We start from the raw sequence: 16,921 nt of genomic DNA, 5'->3' as shown, positions 1-16,921 counted from the left end.
ACAGCGTTCTGTCAGTAGCGATTGGCTGGCTGCGAAATTCTTCCCGGCGTTGACTTGCCGGCTTAAGCCGCCGGCGTGTCGCTCGCCGGACGTTGCCTGACGCTGCCCGCGATCAGATCGAAGCGAAACAGCCTGCATTCAAGCGCGCCGTTGAAAAGCGGCGTCTTGGTCGATTCGCGCAACCTCAGTTGTCCCGGCAGCTTACGATCCGACGTCAGAATGAACGCGTGCCATCCGGTGAAACGCTGCTTGAGCGCGTCGCCGAGCGACTTGAAGAATTCGCTGTCCGGTGCTTCTTCCTGAGCACGGCGAAAGCTGTCGTCATCGCGGCTTTCACGGCCCGTCTCACGAAGTTCGCCACGCGCGTTGCGGCCACGCACTTCGATCCGCTCGCCGTACGGCGGATTGGCCACCAGAATGCCCGGCTCCGACGACGGCGGGGTCATGCCGCGTGCGTCGACCTGCTTGAGCGAGACCGACGACAGACCGGCGCGCTCGAAGTTGGCGCGCGCCTTGACCAGCATGTCACCGGAAATGTCGCTGCCGAAGATCTGCAGATCGGTGCGCGACGTGCGGGCGGCGTGCTTCGCATCCAGTGCCGCGGCTTTCAACGCCTGCCACGCTTTCGCGTCGTACTGCTTGAGATTCTCGAAGCCGAAGCGCCGCTCCGCGCCCGGCGCGATATTCAGCGCCACTTGCGCAGCTTCCGCGAGGAACGTGCCGCTGCCGCACATCGGGTCGTACAGCGGTGTGCCGGCGGTCCAGCCAGTCAGGCGCAAGATGCCCGCCGCGAGATTTTCGCGCAACGGCGCCGCACCTTTATCGAGCCGCCAGCCGCGCTTGAAAAGCGGCTCGCCGGAGGTATCGAGATACAAGGTGCAATCGGTCGCGGTGAGAAACGCAAACACGCGCACGTCGGGCGCGCTGGTGTCGATGTTCGGACGCGCGCCGCTCACGTCGCGCAGGCGGTCGCAGATCGCATCCTTGACGCGCAGCGTGGTGAATTCGAGGCTACGCAGCGGCGATTTGATGGCCGTGACGTCGACGCGCAGCGTCTCCTGGGCGGAAAACCACTGTTCCCAGCGCTGCTCGAGCGCGAGGTCGTAGATGTCCTGCTCGCTGCGATACGGACGATGCGCGATCTTCAGCAGCACACGGCTCGCGATGCGCGAATGCAGATTGGCCGCCATACCGGCCGCCCAGCCGCCGCGGAAATGCACGCCGCCCGGCACCTGCGCGCCCGCAGTGAACGGTGCTCCGTTCAGGTGGCGCGAGGCGATTTCGGCGAGTTCGGCCGCGAGCGCGGCTTCGAGGCCGCGAGGGCAGGGGATGAAAAAATCGAAGGACATTGAAGTTGCCGGGAGGCGTTGAATAAGGCGCTATTGTACGCGGTCGGGGTGTGCTTCCCGCGCGCTGGCGTTCAATGCCCTTCGCGTGATGCGCTGACCGGCCACACCAGATCCAGCGGCCGGTGGAACACCCGGCGCCAGATCGCGCCGCGCAACGAGCGCACATAGTTGCGCCGCAGATCGCGCGAACGCACGGCCATATGAAACGCGAGCGCAAAACTGACGGCCACGTTCAGGATTGCCATGCTGAACGTGCCGGCGATGGCCCACCAGAACTCCGGCAGGTCCAGCGCGCCCTTGCCGAGCACACCGAGTGCGACGCCGATCGAACCCGAACTCAAGGTGACGTGCCGGACTTCGAAGGTGAAAGCGAAGGCGGTGAGGATGGCAGGCACGAGACCAAGCATCAGGCCCAAGGTGATATTGCCCGCCACGCCGGCGACGTTGGAGCGGCAGAACCTCGCCAGCCGGGCGGCGCCAGCGACGCCAAGCGTCATCCGCAGGCGGCGGTTGTAGGTCAGCGCGTCCGCGACCCGGTGCAGCACGAACCAGTTGTCGGCCCAGCCCGCGAGCAGGCTCGACGACCACAGCAGCACGCCCGTCAGCGCCGCATAGAGCGGCGTCGGTCCGAGCAGCGAGAACGAATGCAGCGTGGCGTGGGCCTTTTCCGGCGAGATGATGTTCGTATTGAAGACGGCGTGCCACAGCAACTGCACGCCCAGCGACACGGGAAACACCAGCATCACGTTGCCGAGCACGGCGGCAGCCTGGGTGCGGATCAGCGCGACTACCGAGGTGACGAAACTGTCTACCCCTTCAGGTGTACCTGCTCCGTCGAGTTCGCGGGCGATGGTCGGCGCTGTCATGGCCGGCTGCTTGGTGGCGAGCGAGAAATGCAGGAAGTGCATCAGCAGGAAGCTCGCCGCATAGTTGATGCCGGCCAGCAAGCCTTCCAGCATTGCATGCAGATGCAAGCCGGTGATCGCAAACTTGACGCACACCGTCACCACGGTGACGAGGCCGCCGCCTGCCGCCATGCGCAGCATCTTCAGATATTCGGCGCGATCGCGGGCAATGTAATGCTCGCCGGTATCCGCGCTATATTCGACCACCTTGCGCGCCAGCAACGAGAAATTGCTGCGCATCAGATGGGCGACGCTCTGACTCGCGTGATTTGCATTGACCAGTTCGGCGACGAGGCGCGAGCCGGCGTGCAGGTCGTCGGACGCCATCCAGGCGTCCAGCAGATGTTCTGCGCGCTGGATGCGCATACGCATGCGCTCGACCTGAAACACGATGTCGACGCTCACGCCGTTGCGGTACAGGTGGGTAAAGACGTTATCGGTGGCGATACGGCAGTCGTCGAGCAGCACACGCAGATAGTTGACCTCGTGCAGCAATTTGCCCGGCTCTGCGCCGCCTTCAGGCGCCTGATGGGCGGCCTCGACCGCCAGCATGGCTCGTGTGAGCCGGTAGAACGGCTGCTTTTCCATGGCGACGCGCACGTCGGCGTCGCCCAGACGGCTGCGCACCGTTTGCGACAGCCCGGTGGAGCTGATCTGGCAGGTCAGGTTGTGCAGCGCCGCTAGCAGATCGAGCGAGAACGGCGCCGCCTCTCGCTGATCGCTCGCCTCCTGCCCATAGATGAAAAGCTCGCGGATACGCGTGAGCAGGTCGGTAGGTAGCGCGGCAATCCATTCGGCATCGCGCGCTGACGTGAACATCAACGTGAAGATCGCTGTCAGGTCACGGCGGTTCGGTGCTGGCGGGATCAGCGACGACTCGAAGCGCTCGAACAGGGCGCCGAAAAATGCCGAGTGCACCGGCATGCCGGCATCGCACAGTAGCGAGATGCCGTCGCTTTCGCGCAGCAGCGCGCGCAGAATCCCCGCGACGTTCGCTTTCCACGCCGGGTTGCGATCCAGCACATGCAGCAGATAGCGCAAACGCGCATGCTCGCGTACCCGGCGCACGTTGTCTTCGGTCGGGTCCTGCGTGACCGAAGGCACGACCGGCTGCACGCTTCCGTCGCGATGAATCCAGTGAGCCACCTCGATCAGCCATTCGCTGCGGTCCGCATACGGCGCGTTCTGGTCGGCAATCGCCAGCAGCGCATCGAGTTGATGGCCGCTGTTGCGCGACGCGCGCCATTTCTTGACGAAGGTTTTGAGAGAGCGAAACATGGATTGTCAGATGTGTGGCAAGGCGCACTCTTGTGGGCCGAAGCACTCAGGATCGCTAAATACAGAGGACCCCGCAAGCTGGCCGGATGGGATAGTGCGTAGGCTCGCGGGCGACGGTGGAGTTCGCCGCGCGAGCTTCAGGAGCCGGTCAGCCGGTCGTGCGATTGTCCGCGCCGGCGCTGTCGAGCGCAGCGCTTGGGCCGGTGGGCAACGGGCACGGCACCGTCGGGGGCGTCATGCGCGCTTGCGTGCCGGATGCGCCTTTTGCGGCGGTACTCGTCGGCATCCGCGGCGCGGCAGCGGCCAAGGCCCTGATGCCGGCGGCGATCTGCATAGAGATCTGCTGCACGGCCTGCCGATGACCGTCGACCAGCGCGTCATAGCTGCCCGTCACAGGCTCGTTGACGACGCTGCGGCACGTCATGATGGCTTCGCTGCGCACCGCGCGCACGCTCCACACGGCATCGATCAAGGCATGCGAACCCGGCCACGATTCGAACCGTTGCACGTTCACACTGACGCGATAGACCGGCGTACCTTCTGGATACGGCGTGCCATACACATCGATCGTGCCCAGTTGCTGCGTGAGATCGGTCGACAGCGCGCGGCGAATCTCGTCACCCGGCAACGAGGCCCAACGTTCCTGCTCGAGCACCTGCACCTGGGTCGGGCCAGTCTGAACCACGAGCTGGTTCTTCGCGACCTGGGACGGTACGTCGACCGGCGCTACTTCGATCAGCAGTGAAGGAGCCGAAATCGTGCTCGCGGTGCTTGGCGCGCCATTGGCGCCCAGCGTGTAGAAATGGCTGGGCGGCGACGACGAGCATGCCGCTACCGCCAGCAGTCCGGCACAGGCACCGAGGCACGCGGTGGCGCGGGCAAGCCCGCGCGGCGAACGGGGGAGCCGGGCAAACATCATGGTTTATCTCCTGGTTTTCCGCGCAACAGCGATTCCGGATGGCGTTCCAGATAGTCCGACAGCGCATTCAACGACTGCAGCGTGCGGGTCAATTCCTGCAGCGCCTGATGGACGTCCGATTGCAGCGGCGAGTCCTGCTGCAGCGTCGCCTCGGCCGACCCGAAGGTCTGCTTGGCGGCGGCCAGCGTGTCGCGCGCTTGCGGCACCACCTCGGTATTCAGGCGCGTGAACAACTGGTCGGCGTTCTTTAGCGCGCTGTTCAGGTTGTCGCCGATCTGGTCGAACGGCACCTGATCGAGTTTCTTGGCGATATCGGCCACTTGCACCTGCAACTCGTCGAGCGTATTCGGAATCGTCGGCAGCTCGAGCGGATCGCTATTGACGTCGACGGTAGCCGGCGGCGCCTTCGGGAAGATGTCGAGCGCGACGTACAGCTGGCTGGTAATCAGGTTGCCCGTGCGCAGCTGGCCGCGCAGGCCGTGTTGCACCAGACTCTTCAGCAACTGCTGACCGGCCACGCTACCCGGCTCCGGCGCCGTCTCGCGGAAGCGCTTGCCGAGGCGGTCGGGGTACAGGTTCATCGTCACCGGCATGGTGAAGTTGTTGGTCTTCGGGTCGTAGTCGATGCCGATGTTGGTCACCTGACCGAGCTCGATGCCGCGGAAATCGACCGTCGCCCCCACAGACAGCCCGCGCAGCGACTGGTTGAAGGTCATCACCACCCGCAGCGGCACGCCGTCCGGCTCGCGCATGGCGTCCGCTTCGTCGGAACCCAGGCGGAACGTCATGTTGTTCGGCGCCTGCGCTCCGACCGGCTGCCCCGGTGGCGACTGGAACGACAGGCCACCGACCAGCACGGTCGCAAGCGACTGCGTGTTCAGCTTGAAGCCGCCCGAGTCGAGCCGCAGATCGACGCCGCTCGCATGCCACCAGCGCGTGTTGATCCCGACGTACTGATCATACGGCGCGGCAACGAACACCTGCATGGTCACGCCGGTGCCGTCCTTGTCGAGCGAGAAGCCCACCACCTGGCCGACCTGCACGCGCCGGTAGAAGATCGGCGAGCCGATATCGATCGAGCCGAGCGAGTCGCCATGCAACGTGAACTGATGGCCCTTCTGCCCACCGGTAATTGGTGGGGGCGTTTCAAGGCCGACGAAGTCCTTCTGCGTATCCTGCGAATGACCGGCGTCCACGCCGATGTACGCGCCGGAGAGCAGCGTGCTCAGACCCGAGACGCCGCTCGCGCCGACCCGCGGACGCACCACCCAGAAGCGGCTGTCCTTGACGGCAAAGTTCTCGGCTTCCTTGGTCAACTGGACCTGAATCAGCACGTGTGAAAGGTCTTTCGAGAGCGTGATGGCCTTTACGAGGCCAACGTCGACGTCCTTGTACTTGACCTGGGTCTTGCCCGGCTCGAGCCCTTCGGCATCGTTGAAGCTGATAGTGATCTGCGGCCCTTTCTCGGTCACGGACTTGATCACGAGCGCGACGCCGATCAGTGCGGCGATCAGCGGAATCACCCAGACCAGCGACGGCAACCAGTGGCTGCGCGGCTCGATCTCGGGATCGGGCAGGTTGGGTGGGAGCGTGGGTCCGTTCGAATCGTTGCGCGGCGCGCTGGGAGCGGGCGTCGGTCCTTGCGGGCTAGTCATGTTTGGTCCTGAGTTTGTTGGGTACCGCTTTTTGCATCTTTGGCACGGCGGGCGCGCTTCGCATTCTTTGCATTTTCCGAGTTGTCCGCGCCTTCCACGTTGTCCCAGATGAGCCGTGGATCGAACTGCATCGATGCCAGCATCGTCAGAATCACCACCGAGCCGAACGCGATCGCGCCAGGCCCCGCCGTGATCACGGCGAGCGACTTGAATCGCACCAGCGCAACCGTCAGCGTGACCACGAACACGTCGAGCATCGACCAGCGGCCGATGCGCTCTACGATCCGGTACAGCTTCACGCGTTGCGTGGGGCGCCAGCGTGAGCGGCGCTGAGCCGTAATGCAGAGCAGCACGAGGATCGTGAGTTTCAGCATCGGCACCATGATGCTGGCGATAAACACAATGACGGCCAGCGGCCAGTCGCCCGAGGTCCAGAAGTAGACGACGCCGCTCATGATCGTGTCGTCTTCCGAGCCAAGCAACGAGGAGGTGTGCATCACCGGCAACAGATTCGCCGGAATATACAGCAATGCGGCTGCGATCAGTAGTGCCCATGTGCGCATCAGACTGTCCGGATTGCGCCGGTGCAGTACCGCGCCGCAGCGCGCGCAGTGCTGTTTCGTGATCGAGCGGATGCGTGGTGCCACGCTGCCGCACGCGTGGCAGGAAACCAGGCCCGCGCGGCGCGCGGTAATGTAATTCATCGTGCGTTATCCCTGATGGGGCGCGGCGGACTGGCTGTCCACGTTCGCCGTGACCGCAGCTGCCGCGCTGTCGGCAGCCGTGCGCGGCATGGGACGCGCACGCCTTGCGTTCAGCTCGTCGGCGAGATCCCACAAGGTGCGCGGATCGAACGTGACGACCACGGCGAACATCAAGGTCAGCACTCCGAAGGCGAACAGCGCGGCCTCGGGGATCACGCGGGCGAGGCTCACCATCTTGACGATGGTGATCAGCACGCCAAGCATGAACACTTCGATCATGCCCCACGGCCGCACGAACTGGATGGCCCGCAGCACCTGGTTAAAGCCCGGCGCCACGAAGCCCGAGCGGATCGGGATCAGCACGTAGAGGAGCGCGACCAGTTCGGTGAGCGGAAACAGCGTGGTCGCGCAGAACACCATGACCGCGACGATCTGCATGTCCTCGTTCCACAACGCGACGAGCGCGCCGAACAGCGTGGTTTGCGAGGTAATGCCGTTGGCGTCCAGTTCGACGATCGGATAGCCCTGGGCGATCAGAAACGTGATCAGCGCGGCGAGCGTCATGGCGCAGATGGCGTCCAGCCGCCGCGAGATGCCGCGATAGAGCGTCGCGCCGCAACGCGGGCAGCGCGCCACCGTCCGGCTGCCGAGCAGACGCGGTTTGGTGAAAAGGGTATCGCACTCGTGGCACGCGATCAGGTTGTCATGTTCCATACGGCAGAAGGGCAAAACGACATGAGCGGGAGCGTGCATCGAAGGCTTGCACGGTATGGACTGGCGAAAGAATGGCGAAAGCCTGGAGCAATAGTACCAAAGGCGCTCGCTCGTGCGTAACAGGGCTGCTTGTGCGACGTCCGTCAGGCAAAACGGCAGCACCGCGCAGCATACCCTGACAGCTGTCGGACATTTTCCGGCCCCAATTGTTCAATCCTTCTTGTTAAGCTGTATTTGACGCCGCATAGCCCCGTGCGGAACTTGCCAGCCGGCTTTTTCGGCTTGGAGTAGCATGGCGGCCTTGGCGTGCTTCGCTGTTGTCTGCCGACACCTGGCAGCCGCGTTCTGCGCAGTTCGCATAGGGGGACTCCACCCTCGTGCGCCGCTAACCTTTCAGCTTGCGTTGAGCTTTCATGGCACCCAAACCTAACTTCGGCTCCCGCGATTCGTACACGCGAACAGCCATCGCGCTTCACTGGCTGATTGCGTTGCTGATTGTGTGCGGCTTCGCGCTCGGTTGGGTGATGACCGATATCCCCGGCTTCACGCCTACGAAGCTGCGCTATTTTTCCTGGCACAAGTGGATTGGCGTGACGGTGTTCGGGCTTTCGGTGCTGCGCATCCTTTGGCGCGCCACCCATGATGCGCCGCCGTTGCCGCGCCGGATATCGTCGTGGCAACGGGGCGCGGCCCATCTCGTGCATCTGCTGCTGTACGTGCTGATCATCGCGATTCCGGTCTCCGGCTATCTGTACAGCTCCGCGGCCAATGTGCCGGTGGTGTATCTGGGGCTCGTGCCGCTGCCGCGCCTGATTGCGCCCGATCCCGTGCTCAAGGTGTTGCTGAAAAATATCCACATCACGCTCAACTACACGCTGCTCGTCCTGTTCGTGCTGCATGTGGCGGCGGCGCTCAAACATCAGTGGCTCGATCGCGACGGCCTGCTGTCGCGCATGATCCCTTTCCTCAAATAAGGAGCGACATGAAGGTTTCGTTTTATCGCTACATGTTGGCGGCGTTTGCTGCCGCGTCCCTCAGTGCGGCGGGCAGCGCGCTGGCCCAGGTCGACATCGCGAAGAGCACGCTCACCGCGACCTCAAAACAGATGAACGTGCCGGTGGAAGGCAAGTTCGGCAAGTTCAGTGCGGACGTGAAGTTCGACCCGGCGAAGCCGGCCGAAGGCAGCGCGCAGTTCAGCGTCGACGTGAGCAGCTACGATCTGGGTGACGAAAGCTACAACGAGCAGGTGCGCGGCAAGGAATGGTTCGATGCGAAGACGTTCCCGCAGGCGACCTTTGTCTCGAGCGCAATCGCGCCGGCAGGCGGCAACCAGTTCAAGGTGACTGGCAAGCTGACCATCAAGGGTAAATCGCAGACCATGGTCGTGCCTGTGACCGTCACGCAGCAGGGCGGGAGCGAGGCGTTCGATGGGGCGCTGACGATCCAGCGTTCACAGTTCGATATCGGTACCGGCGAGTGGAAGGACACCTCGGTGGTGGCCGACGACGTCGTCATCAGGTTTCATATCGTCGCAGCGCGTAAGTAAGGCGTACTGCGCATCAGCATTGCCGGCAGGCACGCGGACTAGAACGCTCGCACCAAACGACGGCGGTAAACAACAAAGGCCGGTTCCACTGAACCGGCCTTTGCGTTTGTTCCCGACTGTCTCGAACTTCAGACTTGTGCGCCTGCGTTCGGGTCGCTCGGGTCGTGACGTTCCTTCTTTTCCTTGATCAGGTCGTCGCGCTTCACGCCGAGCCACATCGCCAGCGCTGCCGCAACGAACACCGACGAATAGATACCGAACAGAATACCGACCGTCAGCGCCAGAGCGAAGTAGTGCAGCGTTGGACCGCCGAACAGGAACATCGACAGCACCATCATCTGCGTACAGCCGTGGGTGATGATGGTCCGCGACATCGTGCTGGTAATGGCGTGGTTGATGACCTCGATGACCGTCATCTTGCGTTCGCGGCGGAAGGTTTCGCGAATCCGGTCGAAGATAACCACCGACTCGTTCACCGAGTAACCGAGCACCGCAAGCACGGCAGCCAGCACCGACAGCGAGAACTCCCACTGGAAGAACGCGAAGAAACCGAGAATGATCACCACGTCGTGCAGGTTGGCGATCACGCCGGCCACGGCGTACTTCCATTCGAAGCGGAACGACAGGTAGATCACGATGCCGGCCACCACGCAGGCGAGCGCGAGCAGACCGTTGGTGACCAGTTCCTTGCCGACCTGCGGGCCGACGAACTCGACGCGCTGCAACTGCACCTGGGCATCTTCACCCTTCAATGCGCCCATCACCTGATCGCTCTGCTGGGCCGAGGTGAGGCCGGCCTTGACCGGCAGACGGATCAGCACATCACGCGAAGTGCCGAAGTTCTGCACCTGAGCGTCCGGATAGCCGAGTTTGGCGAGTGTGCCGCGCACCGGTTCGAGCGGCACCGTGGTCGGATACTGCACTTCGATGACCGTACCGCCGGTGAACTCCACCGACAGATGCAGCCCGCGATGCAGCAGGAAGAACACGGCAGCAATAAACGTCAGCAGCGAGATCGCGTTGAACACCAACGCCCGCTGCATGAGCGGTAGATCTTTGCGAATGCGGAAAAATTCCATGGTCTTGTTCTCCGGGACTCAGCGGGATGAACCCGGTTTCTGCGGCGTGTTGCCGGGGGCATTGCGACGGCGCACCGTCGGCTTGCCGGCGCGGGCCTGAGCCTGGGCCGCGGCCTTCGGCTTGGCGGCTGCTGCGGTGATGGCCCGTCCTGTGTCGGTTTCGGCATCTTCACTGCCGAGATACGCGGCAGCGGCGGCGCCTTCGACCGCTGCCGGCCTCCACACCTGGCCAATGGCCAGCGACTTCAGCTTCTTCTTGCCGCCGTACCAGAGGTTCACGAGACCGCGCGAGAAGAACACGGCAGAGAACATCGACGTCAGGATGCCGATACAGTGCACGATCGCGAAGCCGCGCACCGGACCCGAGCCGAACGCGAGCAGCGCCAGACCGGCGATCAGCGTGGTTACGTTCGAGTCGAGAATGGTCGCCCATGCATGCGCGTAACCGTTCTGGATGGCCAGCTGCGCCGGCGCGCCGTGACGCAGCTCTTCACGCACGCGCTCGTTGATCAGCACGTTCGCGTCAATGGCCATACCGAGCGCCAGCGCGATAGCCGCGATACCCGGCAAGGTCAGGGTGGCCTGCAGCATCGACAGCACCGCGATCAGCAGCAACAGGTTGACCGACAGGCCAATGATCGAGACCACGCCGAACAGCATGTAGTACGCAATCATGAAGACGGCGATGGCCGTAAAGCCCCAGATCACCGAGTGGAAGCCCTTCTTGATGTTATCGGCGCCGAGGCTCGGGCCGATCGTGCGTTCTTCGATGATGTCCATCGGCGCTGCCAGCGAACCGGCGCGCAGTAGCAGCGCGAGGTCGGCGGCAGCTTGCGGGGTCGGCTGGCCAGTGATCTGGAAGCGGTCGCCCAGTTCGGACTGGATCGTCGCGACCGTCAACACCTGGCCCTTGCCCTTTTCGAACAGCACCATCGCCATCGGCTTGCCGATGTTGTCGCGCGAGACGCTCGCGACGGCCCGGCCGCCGGCCGAGTCGAGACGGATGTTGACCGACGGACGCTGGTGTTCGTCAAAGCCTGCCGAAGCGTCGATGATGCGGTCGCCAGTGAAGATCACCTGCTTCCTCAACATGACCGGCGCCTGGTTGCCTTCGGTGAACAGTTCGTCGCCCGGCGGCACGGCGTCACCCGGATTCGGGTGCAGGTCGTTCGGATCGGCGAGACGCGCTTCGAGCGTCGCCGTGCGGCCGATGATGTCCTTCGCCTTCGCCGTGTCCTGCACGCCTGGCAGTTCGACCACGATGCGGTCGGCGCCTTGCTGCTGGATCACCGGTTCGGCCACGCCAAGTTCGTTGACCCGGTTATGCAGTGTCGTGATGTTCTGCTTGAGCGCCGCGTCTTCGACCGTCTTCTGCACGGCCGGCGTAAACGTGCCGACCAGCTGATAGCTGCCGTCAGGCGCCGTCTGCGTTTCCCACTGGAGCTCGCTGATGCTGCGCGAAAGCTGTTTGCTCGCCGCGTCCGCCGTGTCCTTGTCGGCGAAATTGATCACCACGGTCTGGTTGACGCGATTCACGCCGCCATCGCGGATGTTGTTGTCACGCAGCAGCGTGCGCGCGTCGGAGGCGTCCGAGTCGAGCTTCTTGTTCAGCGCGCCCGCCATGTCCACCTGCAGCAGGAAGTGCACACCGCCGCGCAGGTCGAGGCCGAGGTACATCGGCAACGCGTGCAGGGCAGTCAGCCAGCGCGGCGACGCGCTTTGCAGGTTCAGGGCGACGACAAAATTCGGATCGTTCGGATCGCTGTTCAGCGTCTTCGACAGCAGGTCCTTCACGCGCAACTGCGTGTCGGTATCCGACAGACGCACGCGAATATTCGCGTTGCTCGACGAGTTGTCGTACGTCACGTCGGAAGCGGCGATCTGATTGGCGGCCAGCGTGGCTTCGATTTGCGACAGTGTCGACGAATCGAGCTTGACCGTTGCCTTGCCGCTCAGCACCTGCACCGCCGGCGCTTCGCCGAAGAAATTGGGCAATGTGTAGATGAGGCCGATGGCAAGCGCCACGACCATCACGACATATTTCCAGAGGGGGTAACGATTCATGGAGTGGTCCAACGGGAAAGTTGGCTCGTAAGCGATGCGTCCGGCGATGGGCGCGGAAGGCGCAGCGTACCTGTTGGCATGGATGGCATGACAGGCATGCTGGCTTCAGTTTCGCGAGGCCGCGCCGGACGCGAGAGAGCAGGCCTTACAGCGACTTGATCGTGCCCTTCGGGAGAATCGTCGTGACCGATGCTTTTTGCACGGTGATTTCCGTGCCTTCGGCGATTTCGACGCCGACGTACGCGTCGCTAACCTTGGTCACCTTGCCGACGATGCCACCGTTCGTGACCACTTCATCGCCCTTGGCCATAGCGGCGAGCATGTTGCGATGTTCCTTCTGGCGCTTCATTTGAGGGCGAATCATGATGAAGTACAGCACGCCAAACATCAGGATCAGCGGCAGGAAGCTCATCAGGCTTGATTCTGCACCGCCTGAGCCTTGAGCGAAGGCGTTGGAAAAAAACGACACGTTGGTCTCTCCGTTATAACGAACAAAAAAATCAGCCGATTATTCTACCACCGGCATTTGGTACGACGGCACGGCAAATGAGCTTTCCGATCAAGCTGTTAAAGGCTTCTTTGGGCCGTCGCGAAATGGAATTGTAATGTTCAGGTCTCGCGCCGACGGTTTCTTCGGGGGAATCCGTCGGCGGGCGCTATTGTGCGCCTTCCTTGGTTACTTGCTTGCGTCCGCATCTTCTTTTTTGAGTTCGGGCGCCGTCAGCGAAATCTTTCAGCGGGGCTTTTTTAGAAACCCTCTAGGCGGCCTGTTCGACACCCCGTGCCCGGTTTTCGTGGAAGCGCGTGCGGAACGCCTCGAACGTCTGAGTCTCGATTGATTCGCGGATCTCGCTCATCAGTTCGAGGTAGTAGTGCAGATTGTGGATCGTGTTGAGCTGCGCGCCAAGAATTTCACCAACGCGATGCAGATGGTGCAGGTAGCCACGGGTGAAATTCCGGCAGGTATAGCAGCCGCAGGTTTCGTCGAGCGGGCGCAGGGAGTTCTTGTGCGTCGCGTTGCGGATCTTGACGTCGCCGAAGCGGGTGAAGAGCCAGCCGTTGCGCGCATTGCGGGTCGGCATCACGCAGTCGAACATGTCGACGCCGGCTGCCACGCCCGCTACCAGGTCTTCCGGCGTGCCTACGCCCATCAGATAGTGCGGCTTGTGGGCCGGCAGCTTCGGGCCGATGTGGTTGAGCACGCGCATCATGTCTTCCTTCGGCTCGCCCACCGACAGGCCGCCGATCGCGTAGCCATGGAAGTCCATCTCTCCGAGACCCGCCAGCGATTCGTCGCGCAGATCCTCGAACATGCCGCCCTGGACGATCCCGAACAGCGCGTTCGGATTGCCCAGCCCGTTGAATTCGTTGATCGAACGCTGGGCCCAGCGCATCGACATGCGCATCGAGTCGGCGGCGTCCTTGTGCGAAGTCGGGATGTTGTTGGTGGCGTAGGGCGTGCATTCGTCGAACTGCATGACGATGTCCGAGTTCAGCACCTTCTGGATCTGCATCGACACTTCCGGCGACAGAAACAGCTTGTCGCCGTTGATCGGTGAGGCGAACGTGACGCCATCTTCGGTAATCTTGCGCAGATCACCCAGCGAAAACACTTGAAAACCGCCGGAGTCAGTGAGGATGGGCCGGTTCCAGCCCATGAAGCGGTGCAGGCCGCCGTGCGCGCCGATCGTTTCGAGTCCCGGCCGCAGCCACAGGTGGAAGGTGTTGCCGAGGATGATCTGCGCATGCATCTCTTCGAGTTCGCGCGGCTGGACTGCCTTCACGGTGCCGTAGGTGCCCACCGGCATGAAGATCGGTGTTTCGACCACGCCGTGATTGAGCGTCAAGCGGCCGCGGCGCGCCTGGCCATCGGTGTTGAGCAGCTCGAATTTGAGGCCGTTGTCGGGACGTTCGGCGGAGTTGCCGTCGTGATTGGCGCAGCTTGGACAATTGGCGCTCGAGGCGCCGGTATCGTGGTTATGACCTTCGGTCATGAGAACTCCTGTGCCACCGGAGAACAGTCCGGCGCATGACATGAACGCCGCCGGGCTAGCCCCGACGGCTGGGTAAAGAAATCAAGGTGCGGCAGACTACCCCGAGCGAGGCGCGCGCGCAACGCTACCGGACGGCATATCGTCATGCGGACGCGTAACTACAGGGGCTCAGCTCAGCCGTCTTTGCGCGTGAGCAGCATCGCGTCGCCGTAACTGAAGAACCGGTAGCGCTCTTCAATGGCATGCCGGTACGCGGAACGGATCGTCTCGATGCCCGCAAACGCCGACACCAGCATCAACAGCGTCGATTTCGGCAAATGGAAGTTCGTCACCAGCCGGTCGACCACGCGAAACCTGTAGCCCGGCGTGATGAAAATATCGGTTTCGGCGGCAGTCGCGGCAAGTGGTCGGCCGGCGGTTTCGGCGTCGCGCGCGGCGGCTTCGAGCGCGCGCATCGACGTCGTGCCTACTGCGATCACCTTGTTGCCGCGGGCTTTGGTCGCGGCGATCCGGTCCACCAGCGTTTGCGGCAACTGGTACCACTCGCTGTGCATCTTGTGCTCGGAGATGTTCTCCACCCGCACCGGCTGGAACGTGCCGGCGCCGACGTGCAACGTGAGCGTCGCGCGTTCCACGCCGCGCTCGTCGAGCCGCGCCAGCAGCGCGTCATCGAAGTGCAGCCCCGCGGTCGGCGCAGCCACCGCTCCCGGATTCTGCGCGAACACCGTCTGATAACGGGTTTCGTCAGTCGCGTCGGGATCGTGCTCGATGTAGGGCGGCAGCGGCAGCCGGCCGAACTGTTCGATCAGCGTCAGGCAGTCTTCGGGAAAGTGCAGGGTGTAGAACGGCTCAACGCGCTCGCCGACGGTCACGTCGAAGGCATCCGCCAGACGCAGCGTCGTGCCGGGCGCCGGGCTCTTGCTGGCGCGGACCTGCGCGAGCGCGGTGCGCTCGCCGGTCAGCCGCTCGACCAGCACTTCGATCTTGCCGCCACTGGCCTTTTGGCCGAGGAAGCGCGCCTTCAGGACTTTGGTATCGTTGAACACCAGCAGGTCGCCTGGCGCGATGCATTCAGGCAGCTCCGCGAAGCGGCGGTCGGTGAAACGCGCCGGCGTGGCGAAGCCGTCCACTTCAAGCAGACGGCTCGCGCTGCGCTCTGGCAACGCCGTTTGCGCGATGAGTTCGGGTGGCAGGTCGAAATCGAAATCGGAAAGCGTGAACATGCGGACTGGCTGGAAGCAGGACGTGAACGAAACTGAATTGGGCCGAAGCCGGTCGGATTTGCACCGAAGCCTCGCGGCCTGCGGCTATGATTGCGGGACGCCGCAGCGGCGTCGCGAAACCTTTGAAAGCCGATATTGTACTTGCGAAGCAACCCATGCCTTTGTCCGACCGCCGTTTGCCCTCCGCTACCGACGAAGTGAGCGTCGAGCCGAAGCGCCCCGCCGCTCGTGGCAAGGGGGGCGAACTGCTCAACCCTGGGCCGTCGCAGGAAGCCAGATCGGTGAAGGCGGTCAAAGCGCCTAAAGAGACGAGCGCATCCGGCGAGGCCAAAGCGCCCAAGGGAGCGAAGGCACCCAAGGCGGCAGAGAAGCCCGCTCCGGCGCTTGCCAAAACCGCTGACAAGCTCGCCAAGCTCGGGCTCACGAGCGACATCAATCTGGTCCTGCATCTGCCCATGCGCTACGAGGACGAGACCTCGTTGACGCCGATCGCGCACCTGCTGCCGGGTGGCATGGCGCAGACCGAAGGCGTGGTGTTCGATAACGAAATCGCCTATCGCCCGCGCCGCCAGTTGCTGGTCAAACTACGCGACGACACCGGCGACGAACTGGTGCTCCGCTTTCTGAATTTCTATGGCTCGCAGGTCAAGCAGATGGCGATCGGCGCACGCCTGCGGGTGCGTGGCGACGTCCGTGGCGGTTTCTTCGGCATGGAGATGGTGCATCCGGCCGTGCGCGTCGTCGATGAAGACACGCCTTTGCCGCAAGCGCTCACGCCGGTGTATCCGAGCACGGCGGGCGTCAGCCAGGCCTATCTGCGCAAGGCGATCGACAACGCGCTGTCGCGCGCGGCACTACCGGAATTGCTGCCCGAGGCCGTCGCCAGGACTTATCTGGACCCGCTTGGCGTGCCGCCACTGATGCAGGCGGTGCGCATGCTGCATCACCCCGGCGTCGACTCGGACGAAACCGCCCTGATGGACGGTACGCATCCGGCATGGGTACGCATCAAGTTCGAGGAACTGCTCGCCCAGCAGATGTCCCTGAAGCGCGCGCACGATGAGCGCCGCACGCGCGCGGCGCCTGGCATGCCACGACGAACTGCGGACGATCCAGCCTCACTGGTGGCGCGGCTCCTGAAAGCGCTGCCGTTTTCGCTGACCGGCGCCCAGCAGCGCGTGGGCGGTGAAATCGCACTGGATCTGACGCAGCCACATCCCATGCAACGTCTGCTGCAGGGCGACGTGGGCAGCGGCAAGACCGTCGTCGCCGCGCTTGCCGCCGCGCAGGCCATCGACGCCGGCTATCAGGCCGCCTTGATGGCGCCGACCGAAATCCTCGCCGAACAGCACGCACGCAAGCTGCGCGGCTGGCTGGAGCCGCTTGGCGTGAGCGTCGCGTGGCTGGCCGGCAGTCTGAAAACCAGGGAGAAGCGCGCAGCCATCGAGGCCGCGGCGCTCGGCACCGCGCAACTGGTGATCGGCACGCACG

At 63.5% G+C, this 16,921-nt stretch carries 14 protein-coding genes; 3 read left to right on the top strand and 11 right to left on the bottom strand.

Annotation, left to right across the window (positions count from 1 at the left end):
- Positions 1 to 62: 62 nt before the first annotated feature.
- The 6 genes from BUS06_RS00070 to BUS06_RS00045 all read right to left on the bottom strand — a co-directional run bounded on the left by BUS06_RS00070 (position 63) and on the right by BUS06_RS00045 (position 7,524).
- On the bottom strand, positions 63 to 1,349 hold the full coding sequence (locus BUS06_RS00070) for a THUMP domain-containing class I SAM-dependent RNA methyltransferase (RefSeq protein WP_074262431.1): 1,287 nt from the start codon (positions 1,347 to 1,349) through the stop codon (positions 63 to 65).
- A gap of 71 nt (positions 1,350 to 1,420) precedes the next feature.
- Positions 1,421 to 3,532, bottom strand: a complete 2,112-nt coding sequence (locus BUS06_RS00065) for a site-specific recombinase (RefSeq protein ID WP_074262430.1) — start codon at positions 3,530 to 3,532, stop codon at positions 1,421 to 1,423.
- A 148-nt stretch (positions 3,533 to 3,680) separates the two neighbouring features.
- Positions 3,681 to 4,451, bottom strand: coding sequence for a PqiC family protein (locus BUS06_RS00060; protein ID WP_074262429.1), 771 nt, complete (start codon positions 4,449 to 4,451; stop codon positions 3,681 to 3,683).
- Complete coding sequence (locus BUS06_RS00055) at positions 4,448 to 6,106, bottom strand: PqiB family protein (protein WP_074262428.1); 1,659 nt, start codon at positions 6,104 to 6,106, stop codon at positions 4,448 to 4,450. Before BUS06_RS00055 ends, BUS06_RS00060 begins: the two co-directional genes overlap by 4 nt.
- Positions 6,103 to 6,810, bottom strand: a complete 708-nt coding sequence (locus BUS06_RS00050) for a paraquat-inducible protein A (protein ID WP_074262427.1) — start codon at positions 6,808 to 6,810, stop codon at positions 6,103 to 6,105. The genes BUS06_RS00055 and BUS06_RS00050 overlap by 4 nt, the downstream gene beginning before the upstream one ends.
- A 6-nt stretch (positions 6,811 to 6,816) precedes the next feature.
- A complete protein-coding gene (locus tag BUS06_RS00045) occupies positions 6,817 to 7,524 on the bottom strand; it encodes a paraquat-inducible protein A (RefSeq protein ID WP_074262426.1) in 708 nt (235 codons plus the stop codon).
- A gap of 413 nt (positions 7,525 to 7,937) precedes the next feature.
- Between BUS06_RS00045 and BUS06_RS00040 the strand changes: the two genes are divergently transcribed.
- Positions 7,938 to 8,498, top strand: coding sequence for a cytochrome b (locus tag BUS06_RS00040; protein WP_074262425.1), 561 nt, complete (start codon positions 7,938 to 7,940; stop codon positions 8,496 to 8,498).
- 8 nt (positions 8,499 to 8,506) lie between these two features.
- The gene (locus BUS06_RS00035) at positions 8,507 to 9,070 is read left to right on the top strand and encodes a YceI family protein (protein WP_074262424.1); all 564 of its coding nucleotides are present in this window, start codon (positions 8,507 to 8,509) and stop codon (positions 9,068 to 9,070) included.
- A 128-nt stretch (positions 9,071 to 9,198) separates the two neighbouring features.
- On the opposite strand, the gene secF is transcribed toward BUS06_RS00035, so the two are convergent.
- The 5 genes from secF to queA form a co-directional block, all read right to left on the bottom strand.
- On the bottom strand, positions 9,199 to 10,149 hold the full coding sequence (gene secF, locus BUS06_RS00030) for a protein translocase subunit SecF (RefSeq protein WP_074262423.1): 951 nt from the start codon (positions 10,147 to 10,149) through the stop codon (positions 9,199 to 9,201).
- A gap of 18 nt (positions 10,150 to 10,167) precedes the next feature.
- Positions 10,168 to 12,213, bottom strand: a complete 2,046-nt coding sequence (secD, locus tag BUS06_RS00025) for a protein translocase subunit SecD (protein WP_074262422.1) — start codon at positions 12,211 to 12,213, stop codon at positions 10,168 to 10,170.
- Positions 12,214 to 12,358: 145 nt separating this feature from the next.
- The gene (gene yajC, locus BUS06_RS00020) at positions 12,359 to 12,682 is read right to left on the bottom strand and encodes a preprotein translocase subunit YajC (RefSeq protein ID WP_074262421.1); all 324 of its coding nucleotides are present in this window, start codon (positions 12,680 to 12,682) and stop codon (positions 12,359 to 12,361) included.
- Between the two features lie 289 nt (positions 12,683 to 12,971).
- Positions 12,972 to 14,207 carry a tRNA guanosine(34) transglycosylase Tgt gene (gene tgt, locus BUS06_RS00015; RefSeq protein ID WP_074262420.1) on the bottom strand — a complete coding sequence of 412 codons (1,236 nt, stop codon included), beginning with the start codon at positions 14,205 to 14,207 and terminating at the stop codon, positions 12,972 to 12,974.
- Positions 14,208 to 14,380: 173 nt separating this feature from the next.
- Positions 14,381 to 15,430 carry a tRNA preQ1(34) S-adenosylmethionine ribosyltransferase-isomerase QueA gene (queA, locus tag BUS06_RS00010; protein ID WP_074262419.1) on the bottom strand — a complete coding sequence of 350 codons (1,050 nt, stop codon included), beginning with the start codon at positions 15,428 to 15,430 and terminating at the stop codon, positions 14,381 to 14,383.
- A gap of 155 nt (positions 15,431 to 15,585) precedes the next feature.
- On the opposite strand from queA, the gene BUS06_RS00005 reads away from it, so the two are divergent.
- A partial coding sequence (locus tag BUS06_RS00005; protein ID WP_143787432.1) for a DEAD/DEAH box helicase occupies positions 15,586 to 16,921 on the top strand: 1,336 nt, incomplete at its 3' end.

This window comes from Paraburkholderia phenazinium (genome assembly GCF_900141745.1).
Taxonomy (GTDB): Bacteria; Pseudomonadota; Gammaproteobacteria; order Burkholderiales; family Burkholderiaceae; genus Paraburkholderia; species Paraburkholderia phenazinium_B.
The sequence above is the reverse complement of the archived record's forward strand: the minus strand, read 5'-3'. Positions and strand labels throughout refer to the sequence as shown.

Excerpts from the sequence above, each read along its gene's own strand:
- BUS06_RS00065 (WP_074262430.1), bottom strand. The coding sequence starts at position 3,532 with ATGTTTCGCTCTCTCAAAACCTTCGTCAAGAAATGGCGCGCGTCGCGC.
- queA (WP_074262419.1), bottom strand. The coding sequence starts at position 15,430 with ATGTTCACGCTTTCCGATTTCGATTTCGACCTGCCACCCGAACTCATC.
- BUS06_RS00035 (WP_074262424.1), top strand. The coding sequence starts at position 8,507 with ATGAAGGTTTCGTTTTATCGCTACATGTTGGCGGCGTTTGCTGCCGCG.
- secD (WP_074262422.1), bottom strand. The coding sequence starts at position 12,213 with ATGAATCGTTACCCCCTCTGGAAATATGTCGTGATGGTCGTGGCGCTT.
- BUS06_RS00045 (WP_074262426.1), bottom strand. The coding sequence starts at position 7,524 with ATGGAACATGACAACCTGATCGCGTGCCACGAGTGCGATACCCTTTTC.
- secF (WP_074262423.1), bottom strand. The coding sequence starts at position 10,149 with ATGGAATTTTTCCGCATTCGCAAAGATCTACCGCTCATGCAGCGGGCG.
- tgt (WP_074262420.1), bottom strand. The coding sequence starts at position 14,207 with ATGACCGAAGGTCATAACCACGATACCGGCGCCTCGAGCGCCAATTGT.
- BUS06_RS00040 (WP_074262425.1), top strand. The coding sequence starts at position 7,938 with ATGGCACCCAAACCTAACTTCGGCTCCCGCGATTCGTACACGCGAACA.
- BUS06_RS00070 (WP_074262431.1), bottom strand. The coding sequence starts at position 1,349 with ATGTCCTTCGATTTTTTCATCCCCTGCCCTCGCGGCCTCGAAGCCGCG.
- BUS06_RS00060 (WP_074262429.1), bottom strand. The coding sequence starts at position 4,451 with ATGATGTTTGCCCGGCTCCCCCGTTCGCCGCGCGGGCTTGCCCGCGCC.
- BUS06_RS00050 (WP_074262427.1), bottom strand. The coding sequence starts at position 6,810 with ATGAATTACATTACCGCGCGCCGCGCGGGCCTGGTTTCCTGCCACGCG.
- BUS06_RS00055 (WP_074262428.1), bottom strand. The coding sequence starts at position 6,106 with ATGACTAGCCCGCAAGGACCGACGCCCGCTCCCAGCGCGCCGCGCAAC.